Source organism: Comamonas sp. 17RB (genome assembly GCF_030056555.1).
Taxonomy (GTDB): Bacteria; Pseudomonadota; Gammaproteobacteria; order Burkholderiales; family Burkholderiaceae_C; genus Comamonas; species Comamonas terrigena.
In genome coordinates this window covers 86,229-111,565 of record NZ_JASHHY010000008.1, presented here as the reverse complement: position 1 = coordinate 111,565, position 25,337 = coordinate 86,229, and the positions used below count along the sequence as shown (strand labels likewise).

Annotated in this window: 24 protein-coding genes; 15 read left to right on the top strand and 9 right to left on the bottom strand. The window is 66.3% G+C overall.

Annotated elements, in window-relative coordinates:
• Positions 1–124 precede the first annotated feature (124 nt).
• Entirely contained in the window at positions 125–640 is a 516-nt protein-coding gene (locus QM470_RS15140; RefSeq protein WP_066541639.1) for a copper chaperone PCu(A)C, read from the top strand.
• A gap of 93 nt (positions 641–733) precedes the next feature.
• Here the strand turns inward: QM470_RS15140 and QM470_RS15135 are convergent, their stop codons facing one another.
• Complete coding sequence (locus tag QM470_RS15135) at positions 734–1,420, bottom strand: GntR family transcriptional regulator (protein ID WP_283339842.1); 687 nt, start codon at positions 1,418–1,420, stop codon at positions 734–736.
• Between the two features lie 108 nt (positions 1,421–1,528).
• Here QM470_RS15135 and pruA point away from each other — a divergent pair, with 108 nt between their 5' ends.
• From pruA to QM470_RS15090, 9 genes are all read left to right on the top strand, one after another.
• A complete protein-coding gene (gene pruA, locus QM470_RS15130; protein ID WP_283339841.1) occupies positions 1,529–3,154 on the top strand; it encodes an L-glutamate gamma-semialdehyde dehydrogenase in 1,626 nt (541 codons plus the stop codon).
• A 97-nt stretch (positions 3,155–3,251) separates the two neighbouring features.
• Complete coding sequence (locus QM470_RS15125) at positions 3,252–4,367, top strand: ABC transporter substrate-binding protein (protein WP_283339840.1); 1,116 nt, start codon at positions 3,252–3,254, stop codon at positions 4,365–4,367.
• 75 nt (positions 4,368–4,442) lie between these two features.
• Positions 4,443–5,336, top strand: coding sequence for a branched-chain amino acid ABC transporter permease (locus tag QM470_RS15120; RefSeq protein WP_066541643.1), 894 nt, complete (start codon positions 4,443–4,445; stop codon positions 5,334–5,336).
• Positions 5,329–6,216 (top strand): branched-chain amino acid ABC transporter permease, encoded by an 888-nt coding sequence (locus tag QM470_RS15115; protein ID WP_066541645.1) that lies wholly within the window; start codon positions 5,329–5,331, stop codon positions 6,214–6,216. Before QM470_RS15120 ends, QM470_RS15115 begins: the two co-directional genes overlap by 8 nt.
• Positions 6,213–7,010 carry an ABC transporter ATP-binding protein gene (locus QM470_RS15110; protein ID WP_280014290.1) on the top strand — a complete coding sequence of 266 codons (798 nt, stop codon included), beginning with the start codon at positions 6,213–6,215 and terminating at the stop codon, positions 7,008–7,010. Before QM470_RS15115 ends, QM470_RS15110 begins: the two co-directional genes overlap by 4 nt.
• Complete coding sequence (locus QM470_RS15105; RefSeq protein ID WP_283339838.1) at positions 7,007–7,726, top strand: ABC transporter ATP-binding protein; 720 nt, start codon at positions 7,007–7,009, stop codon at positions 7,724–7,726. Before QM470_RS15110 ends, QM470_RS15105 begins: the two co-directional genes overlap by 4 nt.
• 64 nt (positions 7,727–7,790) lie before the next feature.
• Positions 7,791–9,392, top strand: coding sequence for a methyl-accepting chemotaxis protein (locus QM470_RS15100; RefSeq protein ID WP_283339837.1), 1,602 nt, complete (start codon positions 7,791–7,793; stop codon positions 9,390–9,392).
• 150 nt (positions 9,393–9,542) lie between these two features.
• On the top strand, positions 9,543–10,466 hold the full coding sequence (locus QM470_RS15095; protein ID WP_283339836.1) for a PhaM family polyhydroxyalkanoate granule multifunctional regulatory protein: 924 nt from the start codon (positions 9,543–9,545) through the stop codon (positions 10,464–10,466).
• Positions 10,467–10,483: 17 nt separating this feature from the next.
• Complete coding sequence (locus tag QM470_RS15090) at positions 10,484–11,719, top strand: FIST signal transduction protein (protein WP_283339835.1); 1,236 nt, start codon at positions 10,484–10,486, stop codon at positions 11,717–11,719.
• A gap of 84 nt (positions 11,720–11,803) precedes the next feature.
• On the opposite strand, the gene QM470_RS15085 is transcribed toward QM470_RS15090, so the two are convergent.
• Positions 11,804–12,115 carry a hypothetical protein gene (locus tag QM470_RS15085; RefSeq protein ID WP_279999410.1) on the bottom strand — a complete coding sequence of 104 codons (312 nt, stop codon included), beginning with the start codon at positions 12,113–12,115 and terminating at the stop codon, positions 11,804–11,806.
• Between the two features lie 146 nt (positions 12,116–12,261).
• Complete coding sequence (locus QM470_RS15080) at positions 12,262–12,993, bottom strand: helix-turn-helix domain-containing protein (RefSeq protein ID WP_066541659.1); 732 nt, start codon at positions 12,991–12,993, stop codon at positions 12,262–12,264.
• Between the two features lie 207 nt (positions 12,994–13,200).
• Here QM470_RS15080 and QM470_RS15075 point away from each other — a divergent pair, with 207 nt between their 5' ends.
• Positions 13,201–15,144: an MFS transporter gene (locus QM470_RS15075; RefSeq protein ID WP_283339834.1), complete on the top strand. Its 1,944-nt coding sequence runs from the start codon at positions 13,201–13,203 to the stop codon at positions 15,142–15,144.
• Between the two features lie 26 nt (positions 15,145–15,170).
• On the opposite strand, the gene QM470_RS15070 is transcribed toward QM470_RS15075, so the two are convergent.
• On the bottom strand, positions 15,171–15,938 hold the full coding sequence (locus QM470_RS15070; protein ID WP_283339972.1) for a DUF3047 domain-containing protein: 768 nt from the start codon (positions 15,936–15,938) through the stop codon (positions 15,171–15,173).
• A gap of 325 nt (positions 15,939–16,263) precedes the next feature.
• Between QM470_RS15070 and QM470_RS15065 the strand changes: the two genes are divergently transcribed.
• From QM470_RS15065 to QM470_RS15055, 3 genes are all read left to right on the top strand, one after another.
• Positions 16,264–16,677, top strand: coding sequence for a hypothetical protein (locus QM470_RS15065; protein WP_502846848.1), 414 nt, complete (start codon positions 16,264–16,266; stop codon positions 16,675–16,677).
• A 31-nt stretch (positions 16,678–16,708) separates the two neighbouring features.
• Positions 16,709–17,524: a DUF2145 domain-containing protein gene (locus QM470_RS15060; RefSeq protein WP_283339832.1), complete on the top strand. Its 816-nt coding sequence runs from the start codon at positions 16,709–16,711 to the stop codon at positions 17,522–17,524.
• Positions 17,525–17,592: 68 nt separating this feature from the next.
• Entirely contained in the window at positions 17,593–18,699 is a 1,107-nt protein-coding gene (locus QM470_RS15055; protein WP_283339831.1) for a serine endopeptidase, read from the top strand.
• A 109-nt stretch (positions 18,700–18,808) separates the two neighbouring features.
• Here QM470_RS15055 and tgt read toward each other — a convergent pair whose 3' ends face one another.
• Positions 18,809–19,981: a tRNA guanosine(34) transglycosylase Tgt gene (gene tgt / locus QM470_RS15050; RefSeq protein WP_066541800.1), complete on the bottom strand. Its 1,173-nt coding sequence runs from the start codon at positions 19,979–19,981 to the stop codon at positions 18,809–18,811.
• A 121-nt stretch (positions 19,982–20,102) separates the two neighbouring features.
• Here tgt and QM470_RS15045 point away from each other — a divergent pair, with 121 nt between their 5' ends.
• A complete protein-coding gene (locus QM470_RS15045; RefSeq protein WP_283339830.1) occupies positions 20,103–20,618 on the top strand; it encodes a universal stress protein in 516 nt (171 codons plus the stop codon).
• A gap of 71 nt (positions 20,619–20,689) precedes the next feature.
• Here the strand turns inward: QM470_RS15045 and QM470_RS15040 are convergent, their stop codons facing one another.
• The 4 genes from QM470_RS15040 to QM470_RS15025 all read right to left on the bottom strand — a co-directional run bounded on the left by QM470_RS15040 (position 20,690) and on the right by QM470_RS15025 (position 25,103).
• The gene (locus QM470_RS15040; protein WP_283339829.1) at positions 20,690–21,088 is read right to left on the bottom strand and encodes a hypothetical protein; all 399 of its coding nucleotides are present in this window, start codon (positions 21,086–21,088) and stop codon (positions 20,690–20,692) included.
• A 235-nt stretch (positions 21,089–21,323) separates the two neighbouring features.
• Positions 21,324–22,547 (bottom strand): phospholipase A, encoded by a 1,224-nt coding sequence (locus tag QM470_RS15035; RefSeq protein ID WP_283339828.1) that lies wholly within the window; start codon positions 22,545–22,547, stop codon positions 21,324–21,326.
• Positions 22,548–22,566: 19 nt separating this feature from the next.
• Positions 22,567–23,019 carry a hypothetical protein gene (locus QM470_RS15030; protein ID WP_283339827.1) on the bottom strand — a complete coding sequence of 151 codons (453 nt, stop codon included), beginning with the start codon at positions 23,017–23,019 and terminating at the stop codon, positions 22,567–22,569.
• 17 nt (positions 23,020–23,036) lie between these two features.
• Positions 23,037–25,103 carry an ATP-dependent helicase gene (locus QM470_RS15025; protein ID WP_283339826.1) on the bottom strand — a complete coding sequence of 689 codons (2,067 nt, stop codon included), beginning with the start codon at positions 25,101–25,103 and terminating at the stop codon, positions 23,037–23,039.
• Positions 25,104–25,337: the final 234 nt, after the last annotated feature.

Sequence of the window (25,337 nt, the reverse complement as noted above, 5' to 3'; positions counted from 1 at the left end):
GCCAGGGTGGCGTGCACTGCCACTCACTCTGAAAGGCAGGCCGCGGCGCAGTGACTTTTGTCTGCAGGCGCGCGCGCACCACGCTGCCGCAGCGTACCCTGCATTCCCTGTTTGGAGCTTTTGAATGTTTGCAACCTCTTTGACCCGCCGCGTGGCCCTGGCCGCCGGCCTGCTGGCCACCACCTCCTTGGCCTGGAGCCACGCCGATGCCGCCCATGTGACGGCGGAAAATGCCTGGGCCCGCGCCAGCGTGCCGGGGCAGCAGGCCACGGGCGCTTTTGTGCGCCTGACCGCCAAGGAGCCGCTGCGCCTGGTCGGCGTGGAAACCCCGGCCGCCGCCGTGGCCGAAGTGCACGAGATGAAGATGGAGGGCGATGTGATGCGCATGCGCGCCATCGACAGCCTGGACCTGCCCCAGGGTGTGGCTGTGGAGCTCAAGCCCGGCGGCTACCACATCATGCTGCAGCAGCTCAAAGCCCCGCTGCTCAAGGACACGCAAGTGCCCATCACCCTGGTGTTCAAGGACGGCAAGGACGCCGTCTCGCGCCTGAGCCTGCAGGTGCCGGTGCAGGCCATGGCACCCAAGGGCGCCGCGGCAGCGCCGGCGGGCCATGCCGGCCACGGCGGGCACCAGCATTGAACGGGAGCCCCCTTGGCAGCGCGGATTGCTGCAGCCAGGGTGGGGGTACACAAAAAAAAAGGGGCTGAGGCCCCTTTTTCTTTGTGCGCAGTTTCAGTGGTCCTGCTGTTCGGCAGGATTGGCCAGCACCGGCTGGTTGGCCGTAGGGCGCTGCATGGCCAGCAGCTCGCGCTTGGTGGACTGGATGTGTTCTTCCAGGTACTGGACCACGGTCGCGGTGTCATGGCGGCGGCAGGCGGCCACGATCTTGTAGTGGTCTGACTGCGGGCCTTCCTTGCCCGTGGCCTGGGAGATCAGCACATGGGTGTAGCGGTCGGTGTTCAGGCAGAACTCTTCGATCAGCTGGTGCAGCCGACGGTTGTTGGAGGCTGCCGACAGGGCCAGGTGAAAGCGTCTGTTGTATTCACCCCACTCCTGCGCCGTGGTGGCCGCGTCATAGGCCGCCAGGATCTGCTCCATGGCCTGGAAGTCGCGTTCCACCATGTTCGGCACGCCCAGCTTGGCGGCGTGGCATTCCAGCGCAATGCGGATGTCCAGCATGTCGCAGATCTGCAGCAGGCTCATGCCGGCCACCACGGCCCCCCGGTTCAGCTGGTGAGTGACCAGTCCCTCCGCCTCCAGCTGGCGCAGGGCCTCGCGCACGGGAATGCGGCTGGCGTGGAAGCGGGTGGCAAGAGCATCCTGCTTCAAAGGCTGACCAACAGGCAATGCGCCGCTCAGGATTTCGTAGCGGAGCTGATCGCGGATGGTCTGGTGCAGGGCTTTGGCGTTGCGTGTCATGGGAATTTTTGGCTTTTTCGGGTTCAACCCTATCAGATGCGTATTGTGCCAATGGATACTTGTTTGCATAATTGGATCCAATCTTGTTTTGTTTGGATCACTTTTTCTATGTCTTGTATCAACTCCAGCCATATCGCCGTCAATGAACCGGTGTTGTCGTACCTGCCGGGATCGGCCGAGCGCACGCAGCTGCAGGCCGCGCTGGAACAGCAGCACGCCCAGTGCGTGGACCTTCCGCTGGTGATCGCCGGCCGCCACCAGCAGCGCAGCGACACCGTGGAGGTCGTCAGCCCCCATGCCCACCAGCACCGGCTGGCCCGCCTGAGCCAGGCCACCCCCGCCGATGTGGAGCAGGCGGTGCAGGCCGCGTGCGCGGCACAGCGGGACTGGTCGCAGTGGAGCCTGGATGCACGCTGCGAAGTGTTTCTGAAGGCTGCCGACCTGCTGGCCGGCCCCTGGCGCCAGAAGCTCAATGCCGCCACCATGCTGGGCCAGAGCAAGACGGTGCAGCAGGCCGAAATCGATGCCGCCTGCGAGCTGATCGACTTCCTGCGCTTCAACGTGCAGTTCGCCCAGGAACTGGCCGCGCAGCAGCCTCTGTCCAGCCCCGGCGTGCGCAACCGCATGGACTGCCGCCCGCTGGAAGGCTTTGTCTATGCCATCACCCCGTTCAACTTCACGGCCATCGGCGGCAATCTGGCGACGGCCCCGGTGCTGATGGGCAATACCGTGGTGTGGAAGCCGTCGGCCACGGCATCGCTGAGCAATTACCTGTTCATGGAGCTGCTGGAAGAAGCCGGTCTGCCGCCGGGCGTGATCAACTTCGTGCCCGGCGATCCCCAGGTGGTGAGCGGCGCCGTGCTGTCCAGCCCGCATCTGGCAGGCATCCACTTCACTGGCTCCACGGCGGTGTTCGACAGCCTGTGGCAGCAGACGGCGCAGCATCTGCCGCATTACCGTGCCTATCCGCGTCTGGTGGGCGAGACCGGCGGCAAGGACTTTGTGCTGGCCCACCCCTCGGCCGACGCCGCGGCACTGGCCGCCGCCCTGGTGCGCGGTGCGTTCGAGTTCCAGGGGCAGAAGTGCAGCGCCGCCTCGCGCGCCTACATCCCGTCCTCGCTGTGGCCCCAGGTCAAGGAGCGCATGCTGGCCATGCTGTCCGAGATCCGCATGGGCGATGTGCGCGACTTCAGCAACTTCATGGGCGCGGTGATCGACCGCAAGGCATTCCAGCGCATCAAGGGCTACATCGACGCCGCACGGACCGACAGCCGCTGCCAGCTGGTGGCCGGCGGCACGGCGGATGACAGCGAAGGCTTCTTTGTGGCACCCACGGTGATCCAGGTCAGCGATCCGCAGCATGCGCTGATGCGCGAGGAAATCTTCGGCCCGGTGCTGGCGGTCTATGTCTTCGACGACGGGCAGTGGGATGCCGTGGTGCAGCTGGTGGACCAGACCAGCCCCTACGCGCTGACGGGCGCCGTGTTTGCACGCGACCGCCAGGTGCTGGCGCAGCTGGGCCAGGTCTTGCGTTTTGCCGCCGGCAACTTCTACATCAACGACAAGCCCACGGGCGCCGTGGTGGGGCAGCAGCCCTTCGGCGGTGCGCGCCGCAGCGGCACGAACGACAAGGCTGGATCGGCCTGGAACCTGCTGCGCTGGGTGTCACCACGCACGGTCAAGGAGACGCATCTGCCCCCCACGGGCCATGCCTATCCGCACATGCAGCGCTGAGCGCAGATTGCTGAGGTGGCATGTGTCTTGCGGGGTACATGCCATGCGAACCAGGTCGGGCATATTCGCCTGCCATTTATCTGAAGGAGGAGTAAACATGACGTTCAAAATGCGCAGTTTTTACGCAGCCACGGCCCTGCTGGGCACGCTGTCGGTCACCCCTGTGGTGCAAGCCCAGGAAACAGTCAACATGGGGGCCGTGCTGTCGCTGACCGGCGCCAACGCCACCGTGGGCGAAGACGTGCGTCGTGCAGTGATGCTGGCGGTGGACAAGGTCAACGCCGACGGTGGTGTGCTGGGCAAGAAGTTCGGCGTGATCGTGGAAGACTCGGGCGGCAACCCGACCACGGCGTTGAACGCCGCACGCAAGCTGGCCAGCGTGGACAAGGTGCCGGTGGTGATCGGCGAATACTCTTCCGGCATCACGCTGCCCATGGCGCAGTACCTGGTCAAGGAAGGCGTGGGCCACATCAATGTGGCCAGCACCAGCACCAAGGTGCGCGAGCTGGGTGCTTCCTCCTTCAACCTGATCGGTCTGGAAAACCTGGGCAACCAGTTCTCGGCCGCCGACACCTGGGCGCTGGGCTACCGCAAGGTCGCGATGATCGCCCCCAACAATGCCTACGGCCAGGGCGTGGCCCACGGCTTCAAGCAGGAATTCGAAAAGCTGGGCGGCAAGGTGGTGACCGAGCTGCTGTACACCGCCGGCCAGTCCACCTACCGCCGCGAACTGCAGCAGGTGTCGCGCTCCGCGCCGGATGCCTATATCTACACGGCCTACGGCCAGGAATCGGCGGTGCTCAACCGCGAAGCCTACGAGCTGGGCCTGCGCAAGAGCCCCTGGTACGCCATCCTGCTGTCCATGAGCCTGTCCGACACGCCGGCCAACATCGCCAACGGCCAGCTGGGCATGGAAGTGGGCAATGTCTACGGCGATGCCGGCAAGGCCTACCAGGCCGCTTTCAACGCCAAGTACAAGGAAGGCACCAAGACCTCCTACACCGGCTACGCCTATGACGCGGTGCTGATGACGGCCGCCGCCATGAACAAGGCCAAGTCCACCGACACCGACAAGGTGCAGGCCGCGCTGAAGGACCTGGGCAAGGGCGGTTATGTGGGTGTGACCGGTCCCATCGCGTTCGATGCCGAGCGCCAGCGCATCGACCCTCCCTACGCCAAGCTCAAGTACGACGGCAAGGTAGTGCCGCGCTGATCCGCTGATGGTCTGAACCCTCTGCCGGCTCTGATGCGTCGGAGCCGGCGGACTGTTTCTCTCTGGATTCTCAAGATGCTTCAATTTCTGGTGGACACGCTGCTGCGTGCTTCGGACCTGGCGCTGATCGCCCTGGGCCTGAGCATGGTGTACGGGCTTGTCAAATTTCCCAACATCGCCCATGTGCAGTACGCCATGTTCGGTGCGTACGTAACCTATGCCATGCATGCCAGCGGCGTGCCCCTGGTGCTGGCGATTGCCATTTCCTGTGCCGTGACCGGGGCCCTGACCCTGGGTCTGCACCTGCTGGTGTTCCGCCGCCTGCTGCGCGCCGGACCCGCGATTGCCATGATCGGCTCGCTGGCCGTGGCCATGCTGGTGGTGGCGTTCATGCAAGGTTTTGCGGGCTCGTTTCCGCGCATGTTCAACCTGCCGCTGACGGAGCCCATCCTGATCGGTGAGGCCCGCGTGACCGCCACGCAGCTGTACTTTGTCGGCACCACCGTGGTGTTGCTGCTGCTGTTTGCGATGCTGCTGTTCTTCACCCGCACCGGACGCGCCATGCGGGCACTGGCCAGCAACCCGGCACTGGCCGCGGCCTCCGGCCTGAATGCCGAGGGCATCACCCGCGGCGTGGCGTTTGCCAGCGGGGCGATTGCCGGTCTGGGCGGCAGCATGCTGGCCCTGTCCACCGGTGCCCACATCAACCTGGGCTACGACCTGCTGCTGCCGGTGTTTGCCGCCGCCATCCTGGGCGGGCTGGGCAACCCCCTGGGGGCCGTGGCCGGCGCACTGCTGATTGCCGCAACGGAAACCGCGGTGACGAATATCGATTTTGGCGGCCTGGTGGGCGGGGATCCGCTGTTCATGCCGGTGGCCTACATCAGCGCAGCCTCGTTCCTGATTCTGCTGCTGGCGCTGCTGTTCAAGCCCTATGGCCTGTTCGACCGGGAGGTGCGTCGTGTTTGATTTTCTGATTTCTTCGGTCACGGTGGCCGGTATCTATGCGCTGATGGCGCTGGGCCTGAACCTGCAGGCCGGCTATTCGGGCCTGCTGAACTTCGGCCACATCGCCTTTGCCGGCATTGGCGCCTATGCCACGGGCATCGCCATCCAGTCGGGCTGGGGCGGCTTCTCGGGGGCCGCCATCGGGGTGTGCGTGGCCATGGCGCTGGGCTGGTGCATTGCCCGCCTGGGGCGCAACCTGGCATCGGACTACTGGGGCATCGCCACGCTGGCGATTGCGGAAATCCTGCGCACCGCTGCCACCAACGAGGTGTGGCTGACGGGGGGCGCGCAGGGCATCAGCGCCATTCCTTCGCTGTTCGATGGCCTGGGCCGTCCCTGGAACGCCATCGCCTTCCTGGCGCTGGTGCTGCTGGCGGTGCTGGTGTTTGCACTGGCCTGCCGCCGTGTCGGCAACGGCCGCTTCGGCCGCGCACTGCGTCTGATGCGGGAAGAGCCGCAGCTGGCGGCCTGCATGGGCTATGACCTGCGCTCGCTCAAGTCGCGCGCCATCATGTCCGGTGCGGCACTGACGGCCCTGGCCGGCTCGCTGTATGCGCACTACATGAGCTTTGTCGGTCCCGACTACATGCTGGCATCGGAAACGTTCTGGCTGTGGACCATGCTGATGATCGGCGGTCTGGGCAACACCGCCGGGGTGCTGGTGGGTGTGGTGGTGGTGCAAGGCGCCTATGCGCTGGTGCCGTTCGCCAAGGACTATTTCGGCTTCAGCTCCGACATCTCGGGCGCGCTGCGTCTGGGTCTGATTGGTTTTATCTTGCTGGCCAGCCTGATGTGGCGCAGCCAGGGCCTGGTGCCCGAGAAGGTGCGAAAGATCGCATGAGTTCCCTGCTACAAGTTCAATCGCTGGCCAAGGCCTTTGGCGGCAACAAGGTGCTGGAGGATGTCAGTTTCGACATCGCTGCCGGTGAAATCGTCGGCCTGCTGGGCCCCAATGGTTCGGGCAAGAGCACCTTGCTCAACACCGTGACGGGTTTCGAGCGCATCGACCGCGGCAGCATCACGCTGGAAGGCCGGCGCATCGATGCGCTGTCGGCCTACCGCATCGTCGAGTCGGGCCTGGGCCGCACCTTCCAGCTGCCTTCCATGCCCACCAAGATGTCGGTGATGGAGGTGGCCATGGCTGCGGCCACCCAGCACCATGGGTTCTGGGAGACGCTGCTGAACACCGTGGGTGCCCGGGCGGCCGAAAAGGCCGCACGCGACAAGGCGGCTGCGCTGCTCGACGAGCTGCTGCTCAGCCATGTCAAGGACCTGCCGGCGTCGGGCCTGTCCGGCGGGCAGAAAAAGCTGCTGGGCATTGTCTGCGCACTCATGGGCGACCCGCGCCTGCTGATGCTGGACGAGCCCACGGCAGGGGTGCACCCCAATCTGCGCAACGACATCGTGCAGGTGCTGCGTCGCCTGAACCACAAAGGCATGACGGTGGTGATCGTGGAGCACGACATGCACTTCATCCGCGAAGTCTGCACCCGCTGCATCGTGCTGGACCGTGGCCATATCGTGGCCAGCTGTCGCCCGGACGAGCTGTCGTCCAACGAGCGCGTGCTGCAGGCCTATCTGGGTGGCGGCCATGCGCCCAAGACCGAACCCCGTGCGGAAGTGGAGGGCGCATGATCGAGATCGACAATGTGGTGGCGGGCTACACCGCCGAAGTGGACATCCTCAAGGGCATGACGCTGCAGGTGCAGCGCGGCGAGATCGTCACGCTGCTGGGGCCCAACGGCTGCGGCAAGTCCACGCTGCTGAAATCCATCGCCGGCTTTCTGCGTCCGCGCTCGGGCTCCATCGTGCTGGAGAGCCAGGATGTGTCCCAGATGCCGGTGCACCAGAAGATCCAGAAGCTGGGTCTGGGCTTTGTGCCGCAGACGGAGAACGTGTTCAGTTCGCTGACCATCCGCGAAAACATGCAGGTGGGCGGGCATTTCATGTCGGACGCCGACTGCAAGCAGCGCATGCAGGAGCTGTGCACGTTGTACCCGGTGCTGGAGCGCAAGTTCAACGCACCGGCGTCCTCGATGTCGGGCGGTGAGCGGCAGATCCTGGCGCTGGCGCGTGCGCTGATGCCGCGGCCCCGCCTGCTGCTGCTGGACGAGCCCTCGGCCGGCCTCTCTCCGAAGATGCTGCAGGAGGTGTTCAAGGCCATCGTGCAGGTGCGCGACAAGGAAGGCGTGACCATTCTGATGGTGGAGCAGAACGCCATGGAGGCCTTGCGCATGTCCGACCGGGCCTATGTGCTGTCCATGGGCACGGTGGCACTGACCGGGGCCGCCAACTCGCTGATGAGCGACCCGCAGGTGCGCGAGCTGTACCTGGGAGGCCGCGCCGCCTGATCCGGCGGTGTGACCGTGGCCCGTCCGGAGGGCGGGGTGTCTATCTTTTCGATGGGTGACATGCATGTTCCAACACCTCTCTCTCCGGTCCCGCCTGGCCGCCGCCATGGGCTTTCTGGCGCTGCTGCTGGCCGTGCTCGGGGCCCTGGGCCTGTACAGCCTGCGTGACAGCAAACTGGCCCTGCAGTCGCTGGTGGAGCAGCAGCTGCAGCCCATGCAGCAGCTGGCCCAGGTGACCAAATCACTGGACATGGGCAAGTTCGGGGTGGTCTCGGCCATCGCCGATCCGATCCAGATCGACAGCGACATGGATGCGCTGGAGGCGCAGCTCAAGGACAGCGCCTCCACCTGGGAGGCGTTTGCCTCGGCCCTGCGCGATGGGCGGGAGCAGGAACTGGCCCAGCAGTTTGCCGCAGCGCAGCAGGAATTTCTGCAGCAGGGGGTGCGCCCGGCGGTGGCCGCGCTGCGCAGCATGAATCTGCCGGGAGCGACCGAGCTGTACACCCAGTCCCTGGCCCCGCGCTACCTGCCGGCACGGACGGCGCTCGATGCGCTGATGGCGCTGCAGCGCCAGCGGGGCGAAGCCCTCTACCGTGCCACGCAGCAGCGCTACCAGCAGGTGTTCTGGCTGTCGGTGGCTGCCATGTGCCTGGGCCTGCTGGTGGCCGGCGTGGCGGGCGTGACCCTGGTGCGTGCCATTGCGCGGCCCTTGGCCCAGGCCGTGCAGGCGGCTCAGCATGTGGCGGCCGGCGATCTGAGCCAGGACATCCCTACCAGCCCGGCGCGGCATGAGACCGGACAGCTGCTGCAGGCCCTGCAGCAAATGAACCTGCGGCTGCGCCACATCGTGGGCGAGGTGCGGCAGGGGACCGATGCCATGGCACTGGCGTCCCAGGAAATCAGCAGTGGCAACCGGGATCTGTCGCAGCGCACCGAATGCCAGGCGGCCGCCTTGCAGCAGACCACGGCCTCCATGCACGATCTGAACGAAGCCGTGCAGCGCAATGCCGAGCATGCCCAGCAGGCGAGTGCGCTGGCCGCATCGGCCACCCAGATCGCCCAGCAGGGGCGCAGCGAGGTGGACGCCGTGGCCCAGGCCATGGGCCATATCCAGGGGGCCTCGCAGCGCATCGTGGACATCACCGCGGTGATCGACGGCATCGCCTTCCAGACCAATCTGCTGGCGCTCAATGCGGCGGTGGAGGCTGCGCGCGCCGGCGCACAGGGCCGGGGCTTTGCCGTGGTGGCGGCGGAAGTGCGGGAGCTGGCCCAGCGCAGCGCCGTGGCCGCCAAGGAAATCAAGGGACTGATCCAGCACTCCGTCCACGAGGTGGAGCAGGGCCGGGCCCGGGTGGCGCAGGCGGGCGGCACCATGGCCACGATCGAGGGCCGCGTGCAGCACATGGCGGCCCTGGTCCAGGACATTGCCCAGTCCAGCCAGGCGCAGAGCGCTGGCCTGGGACAGCTGCACCAGGCGATCGCACAGATGGACGACACCACCCAGAAGAACGCCGCGCTGGTGGAGCAGGCGTCTGCCGCCGCCCTGGCGTTGCAGCAGCAGGCCAGCGCGCTGGTGGACACGGTGCGGGTCTTCCGGCTGGACGGTGTGGCCGTCCCCGCTACCCGGGTCCTGCCTGCCGCCGAGCGGACTTTGCTGCTGGCCTGAGCACCGTTGGGCGTGCAGCGGTGGGTCCTGTGCAACGCTGCGCGGCAGTTGCTATCCGAGTGCTGGGAGCTGGAGTAAGCTGTACCGGACAAGACGGTGTGCCGCGCGGCGGCGCTCCGTGCTCCACGACCAGCATTTCTGAGGACGGCCATGAGCGACCACACTCCCTTCGGTTTCGGCAAATTCATCCCCGGTTTCGACTTTCTGCAAAACCTGAGCAAGGCCGGGCAATCTTCGGCCGGCATGCCGCCGCTGTCGCACTGGGTGGCGCCCACGGTCAGCATCGAGGAAATCAGCAAGCGCATTGAAGAGCTCAAGGCCGTGCAGTTCTGGCTGGAGCAGAACAGCCGCGCGCTGGCGGCCACGGTGCAGGCGCTGGAAGTGCAGAAGATGACGCTCAGCACCCTGCAGGGCATGAATGTCAGCATGGCCGATCTGGCCAAGACCTTCACCGGCAAGGCGGCGGACAAGGCGGAAAAGGCAGCCACGGCACCGTCCAATGGCAATGCCGACTGGCCCATGTCGTCGGCGGCGGCCAAGGCCGCCAAAAGCGACGCCCCCGAGGCCGACACACCGAACCCGGCCGCCGCCTCCGAGGCCCAGGCTGCGGCGCAGCCCGGCGCGGCGCAGGCCGATGCCTCCGCGCCACCGCCCGGCGCCGGACCTGCCGGCCTGGGGGACCCCATGCTGTGGTGGGGTGCGCTGTCGCAGCAGTTCCAGCAGATCGCCGCCACGGCGCTGCAGGACCCGGCACAGCAGCAGGCCATGGCCCAGGCCACCCACATGGCCACCGATTTCACCAAGGCGGCCATGAACGCCGCCAGCAGCATGGTGCGCCAGGCCAGCGAAGGGGTGAAGGCCGCTTCCAGCGCCGCCGCCCAGGCCACGGCGAAGGCCGCCAAGCCGGCGGCCACCCCGCGCAACGCCGCTGCGCAGAAGGCGCCTGTGGCCAAGAAGGCCCCCGCAGCCAAGAAAGCGCCTGCGGCCAAAAAGGCCGCACCCAAAGCGGCACGTACCGCGGCGCCCCAACCCGCGGCCAAGCCCGCCGCACCCGCGCGCAAGCGCAGCCGCTAAGGACAGGGACGGACTCCATGGCGTTTTTTCCCTGTGCCCATGCCAGCCACGCCCAATGGCAGCAAGCGCTGTCCCAGGTGGTGGCACAACTGCGGGCGCAAATGGCCATGCAATCGGGCCAAGCCTGGCCCGCCCTGGGCCTGATGTATCTGACCACGCCCTATGCCGCACATGCGGCAGACATCCTGGCCGCCGTCGCCAAGGAGCTGCCCGAAGTCAGCCACTGGAGCGGCATGGCGGCCCCGGCCATTCTGGGCGGCGACATGCGCTACGCCGGCGAGCAGGGGGCCCTGGCCGTGATGCTGCCGCTGCTGGGCACGGCGGACTTCCGCCAGTTTTCCGGCCTGCAGCCGATTGCCCGGGTCGAGGTGGAAGGTTTCGAGGTGCACAGCGTGCTGGTGCACGGCGACGGGCGCATGCCCGAGCTGGAAGAGCTGCTGCTGGAGCTGGCATCGCACACCGCCAGTGGCGAGATGATGGGGGGCTTCGGCTCCGACCGGCGCTGCGGCATCCAGCTGGCCTGGAGCCGCAAGCTGCCGGTGGCCCATGACACCGGTCTGCTGTCCGGCGGGTTGTCGGGCGTGGCGTTTTCCGACCAGGTGCACACCCTTTCGCGCGTGGTGCAGGGCTGCAAGCCCATTGCCCCGCCGATGGAGATCACCGAGGCGCGCGACCATGTGATCCTGGGGCTGAACGGCCGCCCAGCGCTGGACGTGCTGATGCAGACCCTGGATGTGCAGCTGGAAGTGGATGCCCAGGCCGCCATCAGCCGCGTGCGCAACACGCTGCTGGCGCTGTCGCTGGACACCTACACGCCGCATGGCAGCAGCATCGATGTGCGTTCGCGCGTGCGCCCGATCGTGGGCCTGGACCCGCTGCGCCGCGGCATCGTGCTGGACGAGACGGTGGACAAGGGCATGCATGTGGCGTTCTGCGAACGCAGCAGTGCGGCGGCCTGGTCCGAGCTGCGCCGCGCCTGTGCCGAAATCCAGGAAGAGCTGGCGCCGGACATCCCCTGGCCCCAGGCCGGTGTGCCCGCGCCGGCGCGCATGGTGCGCGGCGCCATCTATGTGCGCAGCCACCTGCGCGGAGGCACGGCGGCCACCAACGAAGCCGATGCCGAGCTGCAGCTGATCCGCCATGCGCTGGGCCCGATCCCGCTGGTGGGCTTTGTGACCGCCGGGGAAATCTCCGGCCGGGAAGTCCATGGCATGAGCGGCCAGCTGACGGTGTTCACCCAGCCGCTGGTGTAAGCAGCTTCCCCCACGACACAACGCCCCTTCACGGGGCGTTGTGCTGTCAGGGTGGGATATCCGCGCGGGAATCAGCGCGGGATGTCAGCGGTGGCCGTAGTACGGGCGGTGGTGGCGCGGGGCCTTGACCCAGTGACCGGGAATCCAGACATAGCGGTGCCCCTGCCAGCGCCAGTGGCCGCCCACCCAGGCATGGCCGGCGCGGGGGCGATGGCGTTCATAACGGGGCGGCGGAGGGGGCGGACGGTGCATGTGGCGGCCGTCATGGCGCACTTCCACGACCAGTGGGGCGCCAGGGGCTGCGCGGTACACCGGCTGGGCCGAGGCGAGTGCCGCCGTCAGCGCCAGGGCGGCGCCCAGCAGCAGGCGGGTGGTCAGGGCAGGGGTGTGGGACATGAGCGACTCCTCTTGCGCGTGGTTTGCAGTGCCTCCAGCATCGGCGGGCTGCGTCAAGCGGGGATCGCTGCTGTGCAAAGCTGTGTGAAGCTGCGTAGGCAAATGCACGGACAGTGCGGTTACGTGTCCGCCTTGCAGAGGCCCCTTCAGCGGCGCAGGGCCGTGAAGGCCGTGAACTCCCAGCTGCGCATGCCCAGCACCAGGGTGTAGCCCTCGCGCTGTTCGGGCAGCAGGCGCTGGTCCTGCAGATGCTGCTGCGAAAAATCGTGCGCCAGGCGCTGGATGCGGTCCACAAAGCTGGGTGCCAGCGCGCGCGAGATGTTGCCATGCACCATGAGCATGGTCTCCCCCGGCTGGTCGAAGCTGCCGCCAAAGTAGTCCAGCACCGCATGCTCGCGGAAATACTCCATCACCGGCCCGCGTGCCCGCCAGCGGAAGGTCTTGGCCAGGCGCAGGCGGTAGCGGTTGCCGGGGCGCAGCTCGATGATGCCGATGCGGTCCAGCTGCGCCAGGTAGCGTATGCCTTCGGCCTCCGTCATGCGGTAGGTGGCGGTGATCTGCTCCAGCGTCCACTGGCTGAGCACGCAGATGGCCATCAGCAGCAACTTGCGGTCGGCCACCACGGCGGTTTCCTGCTCGGGCGTCATCTCCTGCAGCAGCGGCTGGCTGTCGGCCACGCGCCGTGCCAGGTCGGCAAAGTCGACCCCCAGCGCGCGGCAGATGGCATCGATGCGGGACAGGGGCATATCGCCCTTGGAGAGCATGCGCTTGACGCTGGATTCGGCCATGTCGAGGTGGCGCGCCAGGTCGGCATAGGTCATGTGCGCGGCCTTCAGCTCTTTCTTCAGCGCGTGGATCAGGTCGATGGTGGTGCTCATTGGTATCGATTATGGATACCGCCGGTGTGACGGTCCGGTGCCGCTGCCGAAATGCGGCGCCCTGCGGCGGCGTGGCGCTGACACTGGCGTGGCTGCAGCACCATGATTTTTATCGTAAATAATGCAGCGCAGAGGGGCCCGGAGGGGCCCCATGAACTTGAATCCATGTACCAACCGGACCTGTGAACAGGTGCCAAAGAGGGTGAGATGCAACAGCCGGACCATGACCACCACGCGCCATCGGAACCCCATCCCAACCAGTTTGCCTTGCTGGGCCAGCGGCGCTTTGCGCCCTTCTTCTGGACGCAGTTCTGTGGTGCGGCCAACGACAACCTGTTCAAGTTCGCCTTCACGGTGATGGTGACCTACCAGCTCAGCGTGGGCTGGCTGCCGCCCGCCATGGCGGGGCTGGTGATTGGGGCGCTGTTCATCCTGCCGTTCCTGCTGTTTTCGGCGACCTCGGGCCAGCTGACCGACAAGTGGGACAAGACGCGCATGTTCCGCCTGGTGAAGAACCTGGAGATCGCCATCATGGCCATCGCCGCCTGGGGCTTCATCACGGCCAATGTGCCGGTGCTGCTGGGCTGCGTGTTTCTGATGGGCCTGCACTCCACGCTGTTCGGTCCCGTCAAGTTTGCCTACCTGCCCCAGGTGCTGAACGACCGCGAGCTGACCGGCGGCAATGGCATGGTGGAAATGGGCACCTTTGTCGCCATCCTGCTGGGTAATGTGGCCGGCGGCTTGCTGGTGGCCGTGCCGGAGGTGGGCCATACCCAGGTGGCGGTGGTCTGCGTGGCCCTGGCGCTGGTCGGGCGGCTGTGCGCCCAGTTCATTCCGCATGCGCCGGCCACCGATCCGGGCCTGGTCATCAACTGGAACCCGTTCACCGAAACCTGGCGCAATCTGCAGCTGGCACGCCAGCAGCCGGTGGTGTTCCGTTCGCTGCTGGGCATCAGCTGGATGTGGTTCTTCGGCGCCGTGTTCCTGGCCCAGTTCCCCAGTTTTGCCAAGGAAGTGCTGCACGGTGACGAACATGTGGCTTCGCTGCTGCTGGTGATCTTCTCCATCGGCATCGGCGTCGGTGCGCTGCTGTGCGAGGTGTTCAGCCGCCGCCAGGTAGAAATCGGCCTGGTGCCGCTGGGCGCCATCGGCATGAGCGTGTTCGCCATCGATCTGTACTTTGCCGCACACGCACTGCCGCCGTCCGATCTGATGGGCGTGGGCACCTTCTTTGCGCAGAGCGTGCACTGGCGCGTGATGTGGGATCTGGGCATGCTGGCGCTGTCGGCCGGCATCTACAGCGTGCCCATGTACGCGCTGATCCAGATGCGCAGCCAGCCCACGCACCGCGCCCGCATCATCGCGGCCAACAACATCCTCAACGCGCTGTTCATGATTGCCTCCAGCGTGCTGGCCGGGGCCTTGCTGGCAGCCGGGGCCAGCATTCCCCAGGTGTTCCTGCTCACCGGCATTGCGAACGCGCTGGTGGCGTTCTACGTGTTCCTGCTGGTGCCGGAGTACCTGCTGCGCTTTGTGGCCTGGGTCATCACGCACTTTGTCTACCGCTTCCGGGTACGCGGCGCGGAACATATTCCGGCGCACGGCGCGGCGGTGCTGGTGTGCAACCACGTGAGCTTTGTCGACGCGATTTTGATGATGGCGGCCAGCCCCCGCCCCATCCACTTTGTGATGGACCACCGCATCTTCCAGACGCCGGTGCTGGGCTGGCTGTTCAAGCTGGCCAAGACCATTCCGATTGCGCCGCAAAAGGAGGATGCGGCCACCTACGAGGCCGCGTTCGCCCGCGCGGCCCAGGTGCTGCGCGAAGGCGATCTGCTGGCCATCTTCCCGGAAGGCTCCATCACTGCCGATGGCCAGCTGCAGCCCTTCAAGCCCGGCATCCTGAAAATCCTGGAACAGGCCCGGGCCGATGGCCTGGAGGTGTCCGTGGTGCCCATGGCGCTGACCAATCTGTGGGGCTCCTACTTCAGCCGCATCGAAGTACGTGGCGGCAGGAACGTGGCCATGGTGCAGCCGCTGCGCCGGGGGCTGTTCAATGCGGTGGGCCTGGAGGTGGGGGACGCCGTGCCGGCCGCGCAGGTCACGCCCGAAGGCCTGCGCACCCGGGTGGCAGCGCTGCTGGCGCGCTGAGGGCAGCGGCTGCGCGGCGGCGGCGCTTACGGCAGCAAATGGATGTCGCCCAGGTAGGCCAGTCCTTCGCCGTGGGTGTTGTCGGCGTCGGCGGAGACGGTGATCGCCGTCAGCGCCGGCATGCCCTGGGGCGATTCGTCCCCGAAGGCGCGGGCGTAATCGGCCGCCAGGTCCCGCTTTTCTTCCTGCCAGCGTCCCAGCGGGGCATTGCTGCCATGCAGCACCAGGTAGCGCAAACGGTGGGTGAAAGGGCTGTGCAGCACGCTGCCCGCGGGCGATGTCCCATCCCAGACGTAGCACAGGGTCTCGGTCGGAATGGCCTCGCCAGTGGCGATCTGGCCCAGGTGCAGCTTGGTGCGCTCGCTCCAGCTGAGCTGCCGCGCATCGAAATCAAAAGACACGCACAGCTTGAGTGCCGCATCGTCACCGGCGCGCTGGCGCAGGTCGGCGCCCTGCACCGGCTGGTCCACGCGCCAGCGCCAGTGCAACTGGCGGGCGGAGCTGCCCGGGCTGCCGATCGCCAGCACCAGATTGCCATAGGCATCCTGGGTGTGCACCCGCAGCACCTGCTGGCCGTCCAGCGGCGCCACGCTGAATTCCGTGGGCTTCTTGCGCGGCAGGCTGGCGAAATGCCAGGGTGCCGGCACCGCGCCGGCGGCCATGGCCGAGAACGCGGGCACCACCGGTGGTGCGGTTTGCGCCCGGCTGTGGGCGGCCATCCCCAGGCCCAGTGCCAGTACCATCGGCGCCCAGGACGGCATGCGCCGGCTGCCATGCAGCCAGCGCAGTCGCACAGACAAGGAAATGCAGGGGCCTGACGGAGACATGGCAGACAGCTTAAGCGATGCAAAAGCGGATTTTAGGTATTCCGAAGCGGCGCTGTGCCGCAGAATCGTTGCTGAAAGTATCGCCAAAAAGTACCCAAAGAAGCGTGCCGTGTGCTGGTGGCACAAATACGGCGTGCCGCAGGCGCGGCCTGGCGATGATTCGCCGCACTGCAGCAGCCTTTGCATGCAGACCACTTTCAAGGAGACTTTCGTGCACATCCCTACCGCTTTCACCCGCCGTATCACTGCCGCCTGGGGCCGCAGCCTGCGCCACAGCCTGTGTGCACTGGGCATGGCCGGCGCACTGTGGGGTGGCGCCGGTGCCGTCCATGCCCAAAGCGATACCTCGCTGGTGCTGTCGGCCCTGCCGCTGGCGTCGATGGTGGCCGTGGCGTCCCAAGGCGGCGCGTCCGAAGACGTGCTGGCTGCGCCGCTGCTGGTGTCCGGCGTCGGTGCTTCGCTGCTGGTGGAAGGGGTGGAGGCATCGGCCCATGGCGTGGTCTACGTGGTCAAGAACGTGGCCACCGGCGCCTCGGCGGTGCTGGAGGTGTCGGGCAATGCGGTGGGGGCTGCCTCGGTGGGCGTGGGCACGGTGATCCAGAGCAGCGCCATTGGCGCGGGTGTGGTGCTGTCGGCCGCCGGCAAGGTGCTGGCCTTCATCCCCAACGCGGTGGGCAAGGCGCTGCTGCACAACGAGCGTCTGTAAGCCAGCCACCGACCGAGCCGGAGTTTCTGCCATGCATTCATTGCACTTTTCCCTTCCCCGCCTGACCAGCCTGCTGTGCCTGGCGCTGGCCACCCTGGCGGGCAACGTCCATGCCGGGCGCAACTGCGACGCCAAGCCGCTGAACGTGGAGACCCTGACGCAGGGCCTGAATCTGGCGCAGCGCACGGCGCAGGTGCTGGAAGCGGAGTACCAGAAGAACGGCAGCAAGGTGCTGCTGCTGGCCCGGGCGGGCCAGGACCTGTCCAGCTACCAGCTGCAGTACTCCCACTTCGGCTGGGCCTACCGCACGCAGGAAGGGCCGTGGCGGGTGGCGCACAAGCTCAATATCTGCGGCACGGCCGATGGCTGGGTCTACCGCCAGGGTCTGGGCGAGTTCTTTCTGGACGATCTGTGGCGCTATGTGGCCGCCGTGCAGGTGCCCACGCCGGCCGTCCAGCAGGCGCTGTGGAGCTACCTGACCGCGCCGCAGACCGTGCTGCGCATGCAGCACCAGCCTTACAGCATGGTCAGCTACGCCTGGGGGCAGAAGTACCAGCAGTCCAACCAGTGGGCCATCGAAAGCCTGGCGGCCGCGATGGAGCCGGCCACCGTGCAGCAGCGCAGCCAGGCCCAGGCCTGGATGAAGTTCAAGGGCTACGAGCCCAGCACGCTGACCATCCGCTCCTGGACGCGCCTGGGAGGGCGCATGTCGGCGGCGAACATTGCCTTTGATGACCACCCGAACGACCAGCGCTTCACCAGCCGCATCCAGACCGTGACGGTGGATTCCGTCACCCAGTGGCTGCAGCGTGCCCAGCTGGCAGGTGCCCCGCGTGTGGTGCAGTAGATTGGTGATTAAACTGGTACTTCGCACCGCTGCAGCGCGCACAAGCAGCTATTGAATCAGGAGTTTCTATGAGCAAGTCTTTGCGGTTGCCCGAGAAATGGTTCCGCCGCGGCCTGTGGCTGGTGGCGGTGGTGTTTGCCTCTTTTCTGATCGGGCTGGGCGGGCTGGTGGTGGGCAACCTGCCGCAGGCGGAGCGTGTGCAGGAGGTGGAAGACTTCATTCCCCAGGCCGATGCCCAGCGGGTGCGGGCTGCATTGCGCCAGGCCCAGACGGTGGAGCGGCAGGCGGACAAGGCGCGCGACACGGCGCGGCTGAAGTACGAGGCCGAGAAGGCCCGCTACCAGTCGGCCCGCGAGTCCTTCGACAACTGGGTGGCCACGCGCCGGGCGACCGAACGCCCTGAGCAGGACAGCGAGCTGATTGCCCGCACCCAGGCGCTCGACAAGATCAAGCAGACGGAAAACCAGGCCCGCCAGCTGCTGGAACAGGTGGAGCAGACCAGCCTGGCGGCTTCGCAGAACGTGTCCGCCGCGGAAAGCGAGTGGCGGGATCTGCACGATGCCGCCTACCCGCTCTGGCAGGCCCGGCAGCGGGAGGTGGAGCTGCGCGTGTTCCTGTACCGCCTGGCCATCACCTTGCCCTTGCTGGTGGCGGCCGGCTGGTTGTTCGCCAGGCAGCGCAAGAGCACCTGGTGGCCCTTTGTCTGGGGCTTCATCTTCTTTGCGCTGTTTGCCTTCTTTGTGGAGCTGGTGCCCTACCTGCCCGACTACGGCGGCTATGTGCGCTACATCGTGGGCATTGTGGTCACGGTGCTGCTGGGGCGCTATGCCATCCTGGCGTTGAACCGCTACCTGGAAAAGCAGAAGCTGCAAGAGGCCCTGCCCGAAGTGCAGCGCCGCGTGGAGCTGGGCTATGACGTGGCGCTGGGCCGACTGGCCAAAAGCGTGTGCCCGGGCTGCGAGCGGCCGGTGGACCTGAAGAACACCGAGATCGACTTCTGCCCCCACTGCGGCATCGGCCTGTTTGACCACTGCGGTCACTGCAATACCCGCAAGAGTGCTTTCAGCCGCTACTGCCATGCCTGTGGCACGCCAGCGAAAGAAACGCCTGCGGCGCTGGGCGTACCACCCGGGGTGGCGGAGCCGGACCGCAGCGCACCGCCGTCCAGCCCCTGATCACCGACCGCCTGGTTGGCGGCCCGCCGGTCCGGTTGCCCGGATGCGGCTGTGGCATGGCGCGTGTGGCGCGCACCATGCTTTTTCCACTGGGACAGAGTCCCCTGGGTCAGACCCCGCGGCTGCGGTCCTGGGCGAACTTCTGGCGGAAGGCGGCGAAGGTGCCGGCGTCCAGCGCATCGCGCACTTCCTGCATCAGGTTCAGGTAGTAGTGCAGGTTGTGGATGGTGGTCAGCATCGGACCGAGCATTTCGCCGCAACGGTCCAGGTGGTGCAGATAGGCGCGGCTGAAGCCATCGCGGCCGCCGTCATCCCAGCTCACGCCGCTGGTGCCTGCACAGGCGTGGCAGGTGCAGGTGGTGTCGATGGGCTGGTGGTCCACCTTGTGGCGGGCGTTGCGCAGCTTCAGGTCGCCATAGCGCGTGAAGATGGTGCCGTTGCGCGCATTGCGCGTGGGCATCACGCAGTCGAACATGTCCACGCCATCGGCCACGCCCTGTACCAGGTCTTCCGGCGTGCCCACGCCCATCAGGTAGCGCGGCTTGTGGGCTGGCAGCAGATGGGGGGTGTGGGCCATGATCTCCAGCATCTCGTCCTTGGGCTCGCCCACGGAGACACCGCCCACGGCGTAACCGGGGAAATCCATCTCGACCAGCGCCTGCAGCGACTCCTCGCGCAGATTGGTGTACATGCCGCCCTGCACGATGCCGAACAGGGCGTTGGGGTTGCCCAGGCGCTCGAACTCCTGCTTGGAGCGCAGGGCCCAGCGGCGGCTCATCTCCATGGACTTGCGCGCTTCGGCCTCGGTGGTCTTCTTGCCGTTGGTCTCATACGGCGTGCATTCGTCCAGCTGCATGACGATGTCCGAATTCAGGATCGTCTGGATCTGCATGCTGACTTCGGGCGACATGAAGAGCTTGTCGCCGTTGACGGGGCTCTGGAAGTGCACGCCTTCCTCGGTGATCTTGCGCATGGAGCCCAGCGACCAGACCTGGAAACCGCCCGAGTCGGTCAGGATGGGCTTGTCCCACTTCTCGAAGCCGTGCAGACCACCGAAGGACTTCATGATGTCCAGGCCCGGGCGCATCCACAGGTGGAAGGTGTTGCCCAGGATGATCTGCGCGCCCATTTCTTCCAGGCTGCGCGGCATCACGCCCTTGACGGTGCCATAGGTGCCCACGGGCATGAAGATGGGGGTCTGGACCTTGCCGTGGTTCAGGGTCACGGTGCCACGGCGCGCGTGGCTGGTCGGATCGGTCTTGAGAAGGTCAAACTGCAGCATGATGGCGCGCATTGTCCCAGATGGATGACACCGGTGTTTGCTCTGGCATGGGTTGTGCCGGAATCTGCAGGGTGTCTATAGTGGGGACAAGTGGTCAATCGATCGACAAGGAGGTAGTGCAATGACAAGAATATTGGTGGCTGTGGATGGCTCCCCTTATGCGCTGGAAGCCGTGCGCCATACGGTCGCGCTGGTGCGCAGCGGTTTGCGCGCCACGGTGGTGCTGGCCCAGGTGCAGGAGGAGGCTTCGTTCCTGGAGCTGGCCACTCAGGACGGGGATGCGATTGCCAATGCGGCCATGGAAGCCGGTGCCCATCTGGCCGCGCCGGCGGTGGTGGAGCTGCAGCTGGCGGATGTGCCCCACGAAGTGGAAGTGGCGCTGGGCGAACCCGCTCCCACCCTGGTGGACATGGCCGAACGCCTGCAGTGCGACCAGATCGTGATCGGTGCGCGGGGCATGGGGGCTTTGCGCGGGGCGCTGATGGGCTCGGTGTCGCAGTATGTGCTCAAGCATAGCCCGATGCCGGTCACCGTGGTGAAGCCGCGCGTGGATGAGGCGCGGGACGTGCTGGGTGAAGAAGGTGCCCAGGTCATGGCCGACGGCGTGACGCCGCTGTCCATCCAGGCCGGCCTGTAGGCGGCCAAACCGGGCAGCCGCCCGGCCAGAAAAAACGGGACCACGGTCCCGTTTTGTTTTTCAGGGGTGTATCAGGCCGCCTGGCGCCGGAAGGGGTTGGCACCCTGGCAGCGGGATTGCAGCTTGCCATGGGGCAGGGTGGCCAGGCGCTGGAACATGCGGCGGCAGTAGCCGCGTATCCACAGGCATTTGTTGATCTCGTCCACCGGCAGGGGGCCGGAGATCACGATGATGTCGTCGGCTTCGTCCCAGAGACCTGCCGAGCGCAGGCGCCGCCGCATCGTCAGGGCCCAGGAATGGATGCGCAGCGGGTTGCCGTGCTGGTGCACCTCGCCGGTGTGCATGTCAAAGGCAATGGCCACATCTGCGGTTTTCAGCTTGAAGCGGCGCTCACCTGTGACTGCGCTGGGTTTTTCGCGCATGTCATACAGGTAGTAGTTGCCTGCCTTGAGCTGATATTGCAGATCCATGGTGGTCCTCTGGGAAGCGCATTGTCAGCGAAACACCGGCAGCAGAACCTGCGATGAAACAGGGATTGATGCCTTTAATCGAATATGCCCAGTGCATTGCACTTGTGCATGTGGCGCATTCTGAGGGGCAGATACGCTGCCGTGCAAGAACGTTCGCCCAGAGAAGTCGGAAACAGTCTGTGTCCCGGTGGGGATCAGGATCAGCGGCATCCGGTGCCCTGGTCCCGCAGGGTGCTCAGAAATCCAGCAGGCTCAGGCCCACGCTGAACATGGTGCGCTTGTAGTTGTAGTCGATCAGGCTGTCGCCATAGCCGCTGAACAGCTGCACATGCAGGCGCAGATTGCTCTTGCCGCCATTCCAGCCTTCGCCCAGGGTCCGCAGCCATTCGATGCGGCCGGATCCCTTGCCCTTGCCCAGCGAGCCGCGCGCGGTCACGCCCAGGTAGTTCTGGTCGTTGACATTCCAGCCCAGCTTGACTTCGCCACGGCCGATGTAATTCTGGATGCCAGGGTTGTCGTCGTCGCCCGAGCCTTCGGGGATGCGTTTCCACAGGCGGGCATGCACTTGCCAGCGTTTGCCCAGCTCGGCACCGGTCATCAGGTACCAGCGGTTCCAGCTGCGCGACAGCGGTTCGCTCTGGCCGTTGGACTGGTGTACCAGGCCCACGCCGCTGTAGCGCCAGCGCCAGCCGAACGGCAGCTGGGCGTCGGTGGGGTAGACGTAGAAGATTTCCGGCTCGTGGTCGGTGGTGCGGAACGGGCGGGAAATGTCGCCGTTGAACACCTGCCAGTAGGACTGCTGGGTGTAGCCCACCCACAGCGAGTCCTTGCGGCCCGTGCTGGAGTCGGTCAGCAGGCCCGAGGCGATCTTGGTGCGGGCCGACAGCTGGATGCGCATTTCCTGGGTCTTGTACGGCTGCTCGGTCGACGCGGCCTTGCCGGGCGAACTGGGCTGCTCGTTCACATGGTCGGCCGTGGTCAGCGACACCGACATGGGCCGGTAGCCGCGGAAGCTGAAGGTGCCGCAGTCCGAGCCGGGTTCCAGCTCGAAGAAACGCGACATTTCGCTGTAGCGGGGATCGCGGCAGCCGCCGTTGGTGGGCTGCAGCCCCTGGCCGGAGACATCGGCTACCACCATCGGTTCCTGGGCGGCCTGCTGCACGGTCTGCTGGACGCCCTGCTGTGGCGCAGCCGCCTGCTCCTGGGCACTGGCCGCCGGGGCATGGAACATGGTGGCGGGGGGCGGGGTCAGCGGTTGCTGCTGCTGCGCCCAGCCGTCAAAGCAGGCCAGACGGGCCTGGTTGTCGGTGGTGGCAGCGCATTGGCGCCAGGCATCGCCGGTCAACGGCTCTGCGGCCTGGGCCGGAGCGGGCAGGCCCCAGGCCCCGCAGATGGCCAGCGTGGCCAGGGCCGTGGCGCCTGGCAGCGCGCGGGAGAGAGTGTGTGGGGTTGCCTGCATGGTCAGAAAATTCCAGGGTTCAGGGCGAGCGCTTGCGCAGCACAAAAGGCTGGGTCGGGGCGTCATCGCCGGCTTGGTAATCACCGCGGATTTCGCGGGCACAGCTGTCGTCACTCACCTCGCCCAGCCAGGTGCCGCTGATGTTGATGCCGTTGGCCGATTCTTCCAGCGTCACGGCACCACGGTTCACATCACCCACCATGGCATGGCGGGTGCCGGCGCGCTCGACCGTGCCTTTGACCGTGCCTTTCCACTCGGGGTGGGGGCCCAGTTGCAGCAGGGCGGCATCGGGCTGGCCGGCCACGGTGGCCGTCCATTCGCCTTGCAGCTGCGCCGCACCCATGTCCCAGGCATCCGGGCAGCCGGCTGCATCGGGGGCACTGTTCTGGGCCTGTGCGACGGAGGCCAGCGCACCGGCAGCGATGAGGGCAAGGGCGCGCAGGCGCAGGGTCACAAGCGGAATCAGGGGCATGGGTCCACAGGGCGGCTTCATTCCGCCGGTTGCTGCACGGTGGAGCGTGCGGCAAATTCCGCACGCAGCTTGCGCAGTTTTTCGCGCGGGTCTTCCTTGGCGGTGGCCGCGTCCAGGTTCATTTCCTTGATGAAGCGGCTGGGCTGGCACTGCACCATGTCGCGGCCCTTCTTGCGGCGCTTGGTCCAGCTGACGGCCAGCGTGCGCTGGGCGCGGGTGATGCCCACGTACATCAGGCGGCGCTCTTCCTGCAGGCGGGCGGCAATGTCGTCGCTCACCTTTTCCTGCTTGCCGTTGTCGTCGTCCAGCTTGAAGGGCAGCATGCCTTCGGTCACGCCGACCAGCACCACATGCGGCCATTCCAGGCCCTTGGAGGCGTGCAGCGTCGACAGGACCACCATGTCCTGTTCCTTCTCGCGCTCGCTGATGGTGGAGAGCAGGGCAATGTTCTGGGCCACTTCCAGCAGGCTCTTGACTTCGGTCTGGGTGGTAGTGCCGGCCGCGTCTTCGATCTGGCCGCCGGCGCGCTGGCTCATCCAGTCACAGAACTCCAGCACATTGCTCCAGCGGGCAGCGGCCACGGATTCGCTGTCCTCGCTGTCGTACAGGTGCTGCTCGTAGCCGATCTCCTTGAGCCAGTCGAGCATGAAGGTCCGGCTGGCCTCGGCGCCCAGCGTGTGGCGGGCCCGGTATTCCAGGTCGTTGAGGTAGCGGCCGAACTCCAGCAGGCTTTCGTGTGCCTTCTTCGGCACCACGGCTTCGAGCATGTGGCTGAACAGTGCGCCGAACATCGACAGCTTGTGCTGGCCGGAGAATTCGCCCAGCTTGCCCAGCGTGGTGTGGCCGATGCCGCGGCGCGGGGTGGTGATGGCGCGCAGGAAGGCCGGATCGTCGTCGTTGTTGATCCACAGCCGGAACCAGGCGCACAGGTCCTTGATTTCGGCCCGGTCGAAGAAGCTGGTGCCGCCCGAGACCTTGTACGGGATGTTGGCCTTGCGCAGCGCCTTTTCAAACGGCTTGGCCTGGTGGTTGGCACGGTAGAGGATGGCGAAATCCTTCCACGCCGGCTGCGGGTTGGCACCCGCGCGCAGGCCCTGGATGCGGGCCACGGCGCGTTCGGCCTCATGTTCTTCGGTGTCGCAGTCGACCACGCGCACCGGCTCGCCCTCGCCCAGTTCCGAGAACAGGGTCTTGGGAAACAGCTTGGGGTTGGGGCCGATCACATTGTTGGCGGCACGCAGAATGGCCGAGGTGGAGCGGTAGTTCTGCTCCAGCTTGATGAGCTTGAGGTGGGGATAGTCGATGGGCAGCTTCTTCAAGTTGTCCAGCGTGGCGCCGCGCCAGCCGTAGATGGACTGGTCGTCGTCCCCCACAGCCGTGAAGTGCGCGCGCTCGCCCACCAGCATCTTCAGCAGCTCGTACTGCGTGGCATTGGTGTCCTGGTACTCGTCGACCAGCACATGGCCCAGGATGCGCTGCCATTTCTCGCGCACCTCGGGGTGGCCGCGCAGCAGGCGCATCGGCATGCCGATCAGGTCGTCAAAGTCCACGCTCTGGTAGGCGGTCAGGCGCTCTTCATAGCGCTGCATGATCAGCGCGATGCTGCGCTGGTGGTCGTCCTGGGCCAGGGCCAGGGCCTTGCGGCTGTCCCAGCCGGCGTTCTTCCAGTTGCTGATGGTCCATTGCCACTGGCGGGCGGTGGCCACATCGGTGGTGCCGCCGGCGCAGTCCTTGAGGATGCCGGTCACATCGTCGGCATCCAGGATGCTGAAGCTGGGCTTGAGCCCCAGTGCATGGCCGTCTTCGCGCACCATGCGCACGCCCAGGGCGTGGAAGGTGCAGACCAGCACATCCTTGGCCTGGCGGCCGATCAGTCCGGCCGCGCGCTCGCGCATTTCGGCCGCAGCCTTGTTGGTGAAGGTGATGGCAGCAATGCGCCGCGGGGCCATGCCGTTCTCGATCAGCTTGGCAATCTTGTGCGTGATCACCCGTGTTTTGCCCGAGCCGGCACCAGCCAGCACAAGGCAGGGCCCTTCGGTGTAATGGACGGCTTGGAGTTGGGCCAGGTTCAGACCAGCGGACATGAATGCAGAACGACGTCGCCCCGGCGGGCGCAATCATTAAAGGTGGTTGGACGCAAATGATACGGAGTTGGGTGCGAGAGCATGGCGCGGCTTTCCGGATTTCTTCTGCAGATCAGTGTTAATCAAGGTATTCGTCTGTAAATGCATGCTGTGCCGGGGAAGGCGCTAGCCGCGGGGCCGGCGTCCCTGGGGCCACGGCATGCAGGGCCTGCTGCGGACGCTGCGCCTGCTGTG

Bases quoted from the DNA above. Each gene is read 5' to 3' on its own strand.
- QM470_RS15060 (WP_283339832.1), top strand. From the start codon at position 16,709: ATGCATTCATTGCACTTTTCCCTTCCCCGCCTGACCAGCCTGCTGTGC.
- QM470_RS15075 (WP_283339834.1), top strand. From the start codon at position 13,201: ATGCAACAGCCGGACCATGACCACCACGCGCCATCGGAACCCCATCCC.
- QM470_RS15055 (WP_283339831.1), top strand. From the start codon at position 17,593: ATGAGCAAGTCTTTGCGGTTGCCCGAGAAATGGTTCCGCCGCGGCCTG.
- QM470_RS15025 (WP_283339826.1), bottom strand. From the start codon at position 25,103: ATGTCCGCTGGTCTGAACCTGGCCCAACTCCAAGCCGTCCATTACACC.
- QM470_RS15095 (WP_283339836.1), top strand. From the start codon at position 9,543: ATGAGCGACCACACTCCCTTCGGTTTCGGCAAATTCATCCCCGGTTTC.
- QM470_RS15035 (WP_283339828.1), bottom strand. From the start codon at position 22,547: ATGCAGGCAACCCCACACACTCTCTCCCGCGCGCTGCCAGGCGCCACG.
- QM470_RS15030 (WP_283339827.1), bottom strand. From the start codon at position 23,019: ATGCCCCTGATTCCGCTTGTGACCCTGCGCCTGCGCGCCCTTGCCCTC.
- QM470_RS15080 (WP_066541659.1), bottom strand. From the start codon at position 12,993: ATGAGCACCACCATCGACCTGATCCACGCGCTGAAGAAAGAGCTGAAG.
- QM470_RS15105 (WP_283339838.1), top strand. From the start codon at position 7,007: ATGATCGAGATCGACAATGTGGTGGCGGGCTACACCGCCGAAGTGGAC.
- QM470_RS15045 (WP_283339830.1), top strand. From the start codon at position 20,103: ATGACAAGAATATTGGTGGCTGTGGATGGCTCCCCTTATGCGCTGGAA.
- QM470_RS15100 (WP_283339837.1), top strand. From the start codon at position 7,791: ATGTTCCAACACCTCTCTCTCCGGTCCCGCCTGGCCGCCGCCATGGGC.
- QM470_RS15065 (WP_502846848.1), top strand. From the start codon at position 16,264: ATGGCCGGCGCACTGTGGGGTGGCGCCGGTGCCGTCCATGCCCAAAGC.
- QM470_RS15090 (WP_283339835.1), top strand. From the start codon at position 10,484: ATGGCGTTTTTTCCCTGTGCCCATGCCAGCCACGCCCAATGGCAGCAA.
- pruA (WP_283339841.1), top strand. From the start codon at position 1,529: ATGTCTTGTATCAACTCCAGCCATATCGCCGTCAATGAACCGGTGTTG.
- QM470_RS15040 (WP_283339829.1), bottom strand. From the start codon at position 21,088: ATGGATCTGCAATATCAGCTCAAGGCAGGCAACTACTACCTGTATGAC.
- QM470_RS15135 (WP_283339842.1), bottom strand. From the start codon at position 1,420: ATGACACGCAACGCCAAAGCCCTGCACCAGACCATCCGCGATCAGCTC.
- QM470_RS15140 (WP_066541639.1), top strand. From the start codon at position 125: ATGTTTGCAACCTCTTTGACCCGCCGCGTGGCCCTGGCCGCCGGCCTG.
- QM470_RS15120 (WP_066541643.1), top strand. From the start codon at position 4,443: ATGCTTCAATTTCTGGTGGACACGCTGCTGCGTGCTTCGGACCTGGCG.
- QM470_RS15125 (WP_283339840.1), top strand. From the start codon at position 3,252: ATGACGTTCAAAATGCGCAGTTTTTACGCAGCCACGGCCCTGCTGGGC.
- QM470_RS15110 (WP_280014290.1), top strand. From the start codon at position 6,213: ATGAGTTCCCTGCTACAAGTTCAATCGCTGGCCAAGGCCTTTGGCGGC.
- tgt (WP_066541800.1), bottom strand. From the start codon at position 19,981: ATGCTGCAGTTTGACCTTCTCAAGACCGATCCGACCAGCCACGCGCGC.
- QM470_RS15085 (WP_279999410.1), bottom strand. From the start codon at position 12,115: ATGTCCCACACCCCTGCCCTGACCACCCGCCTGCTGCTGGGCGCCGCC.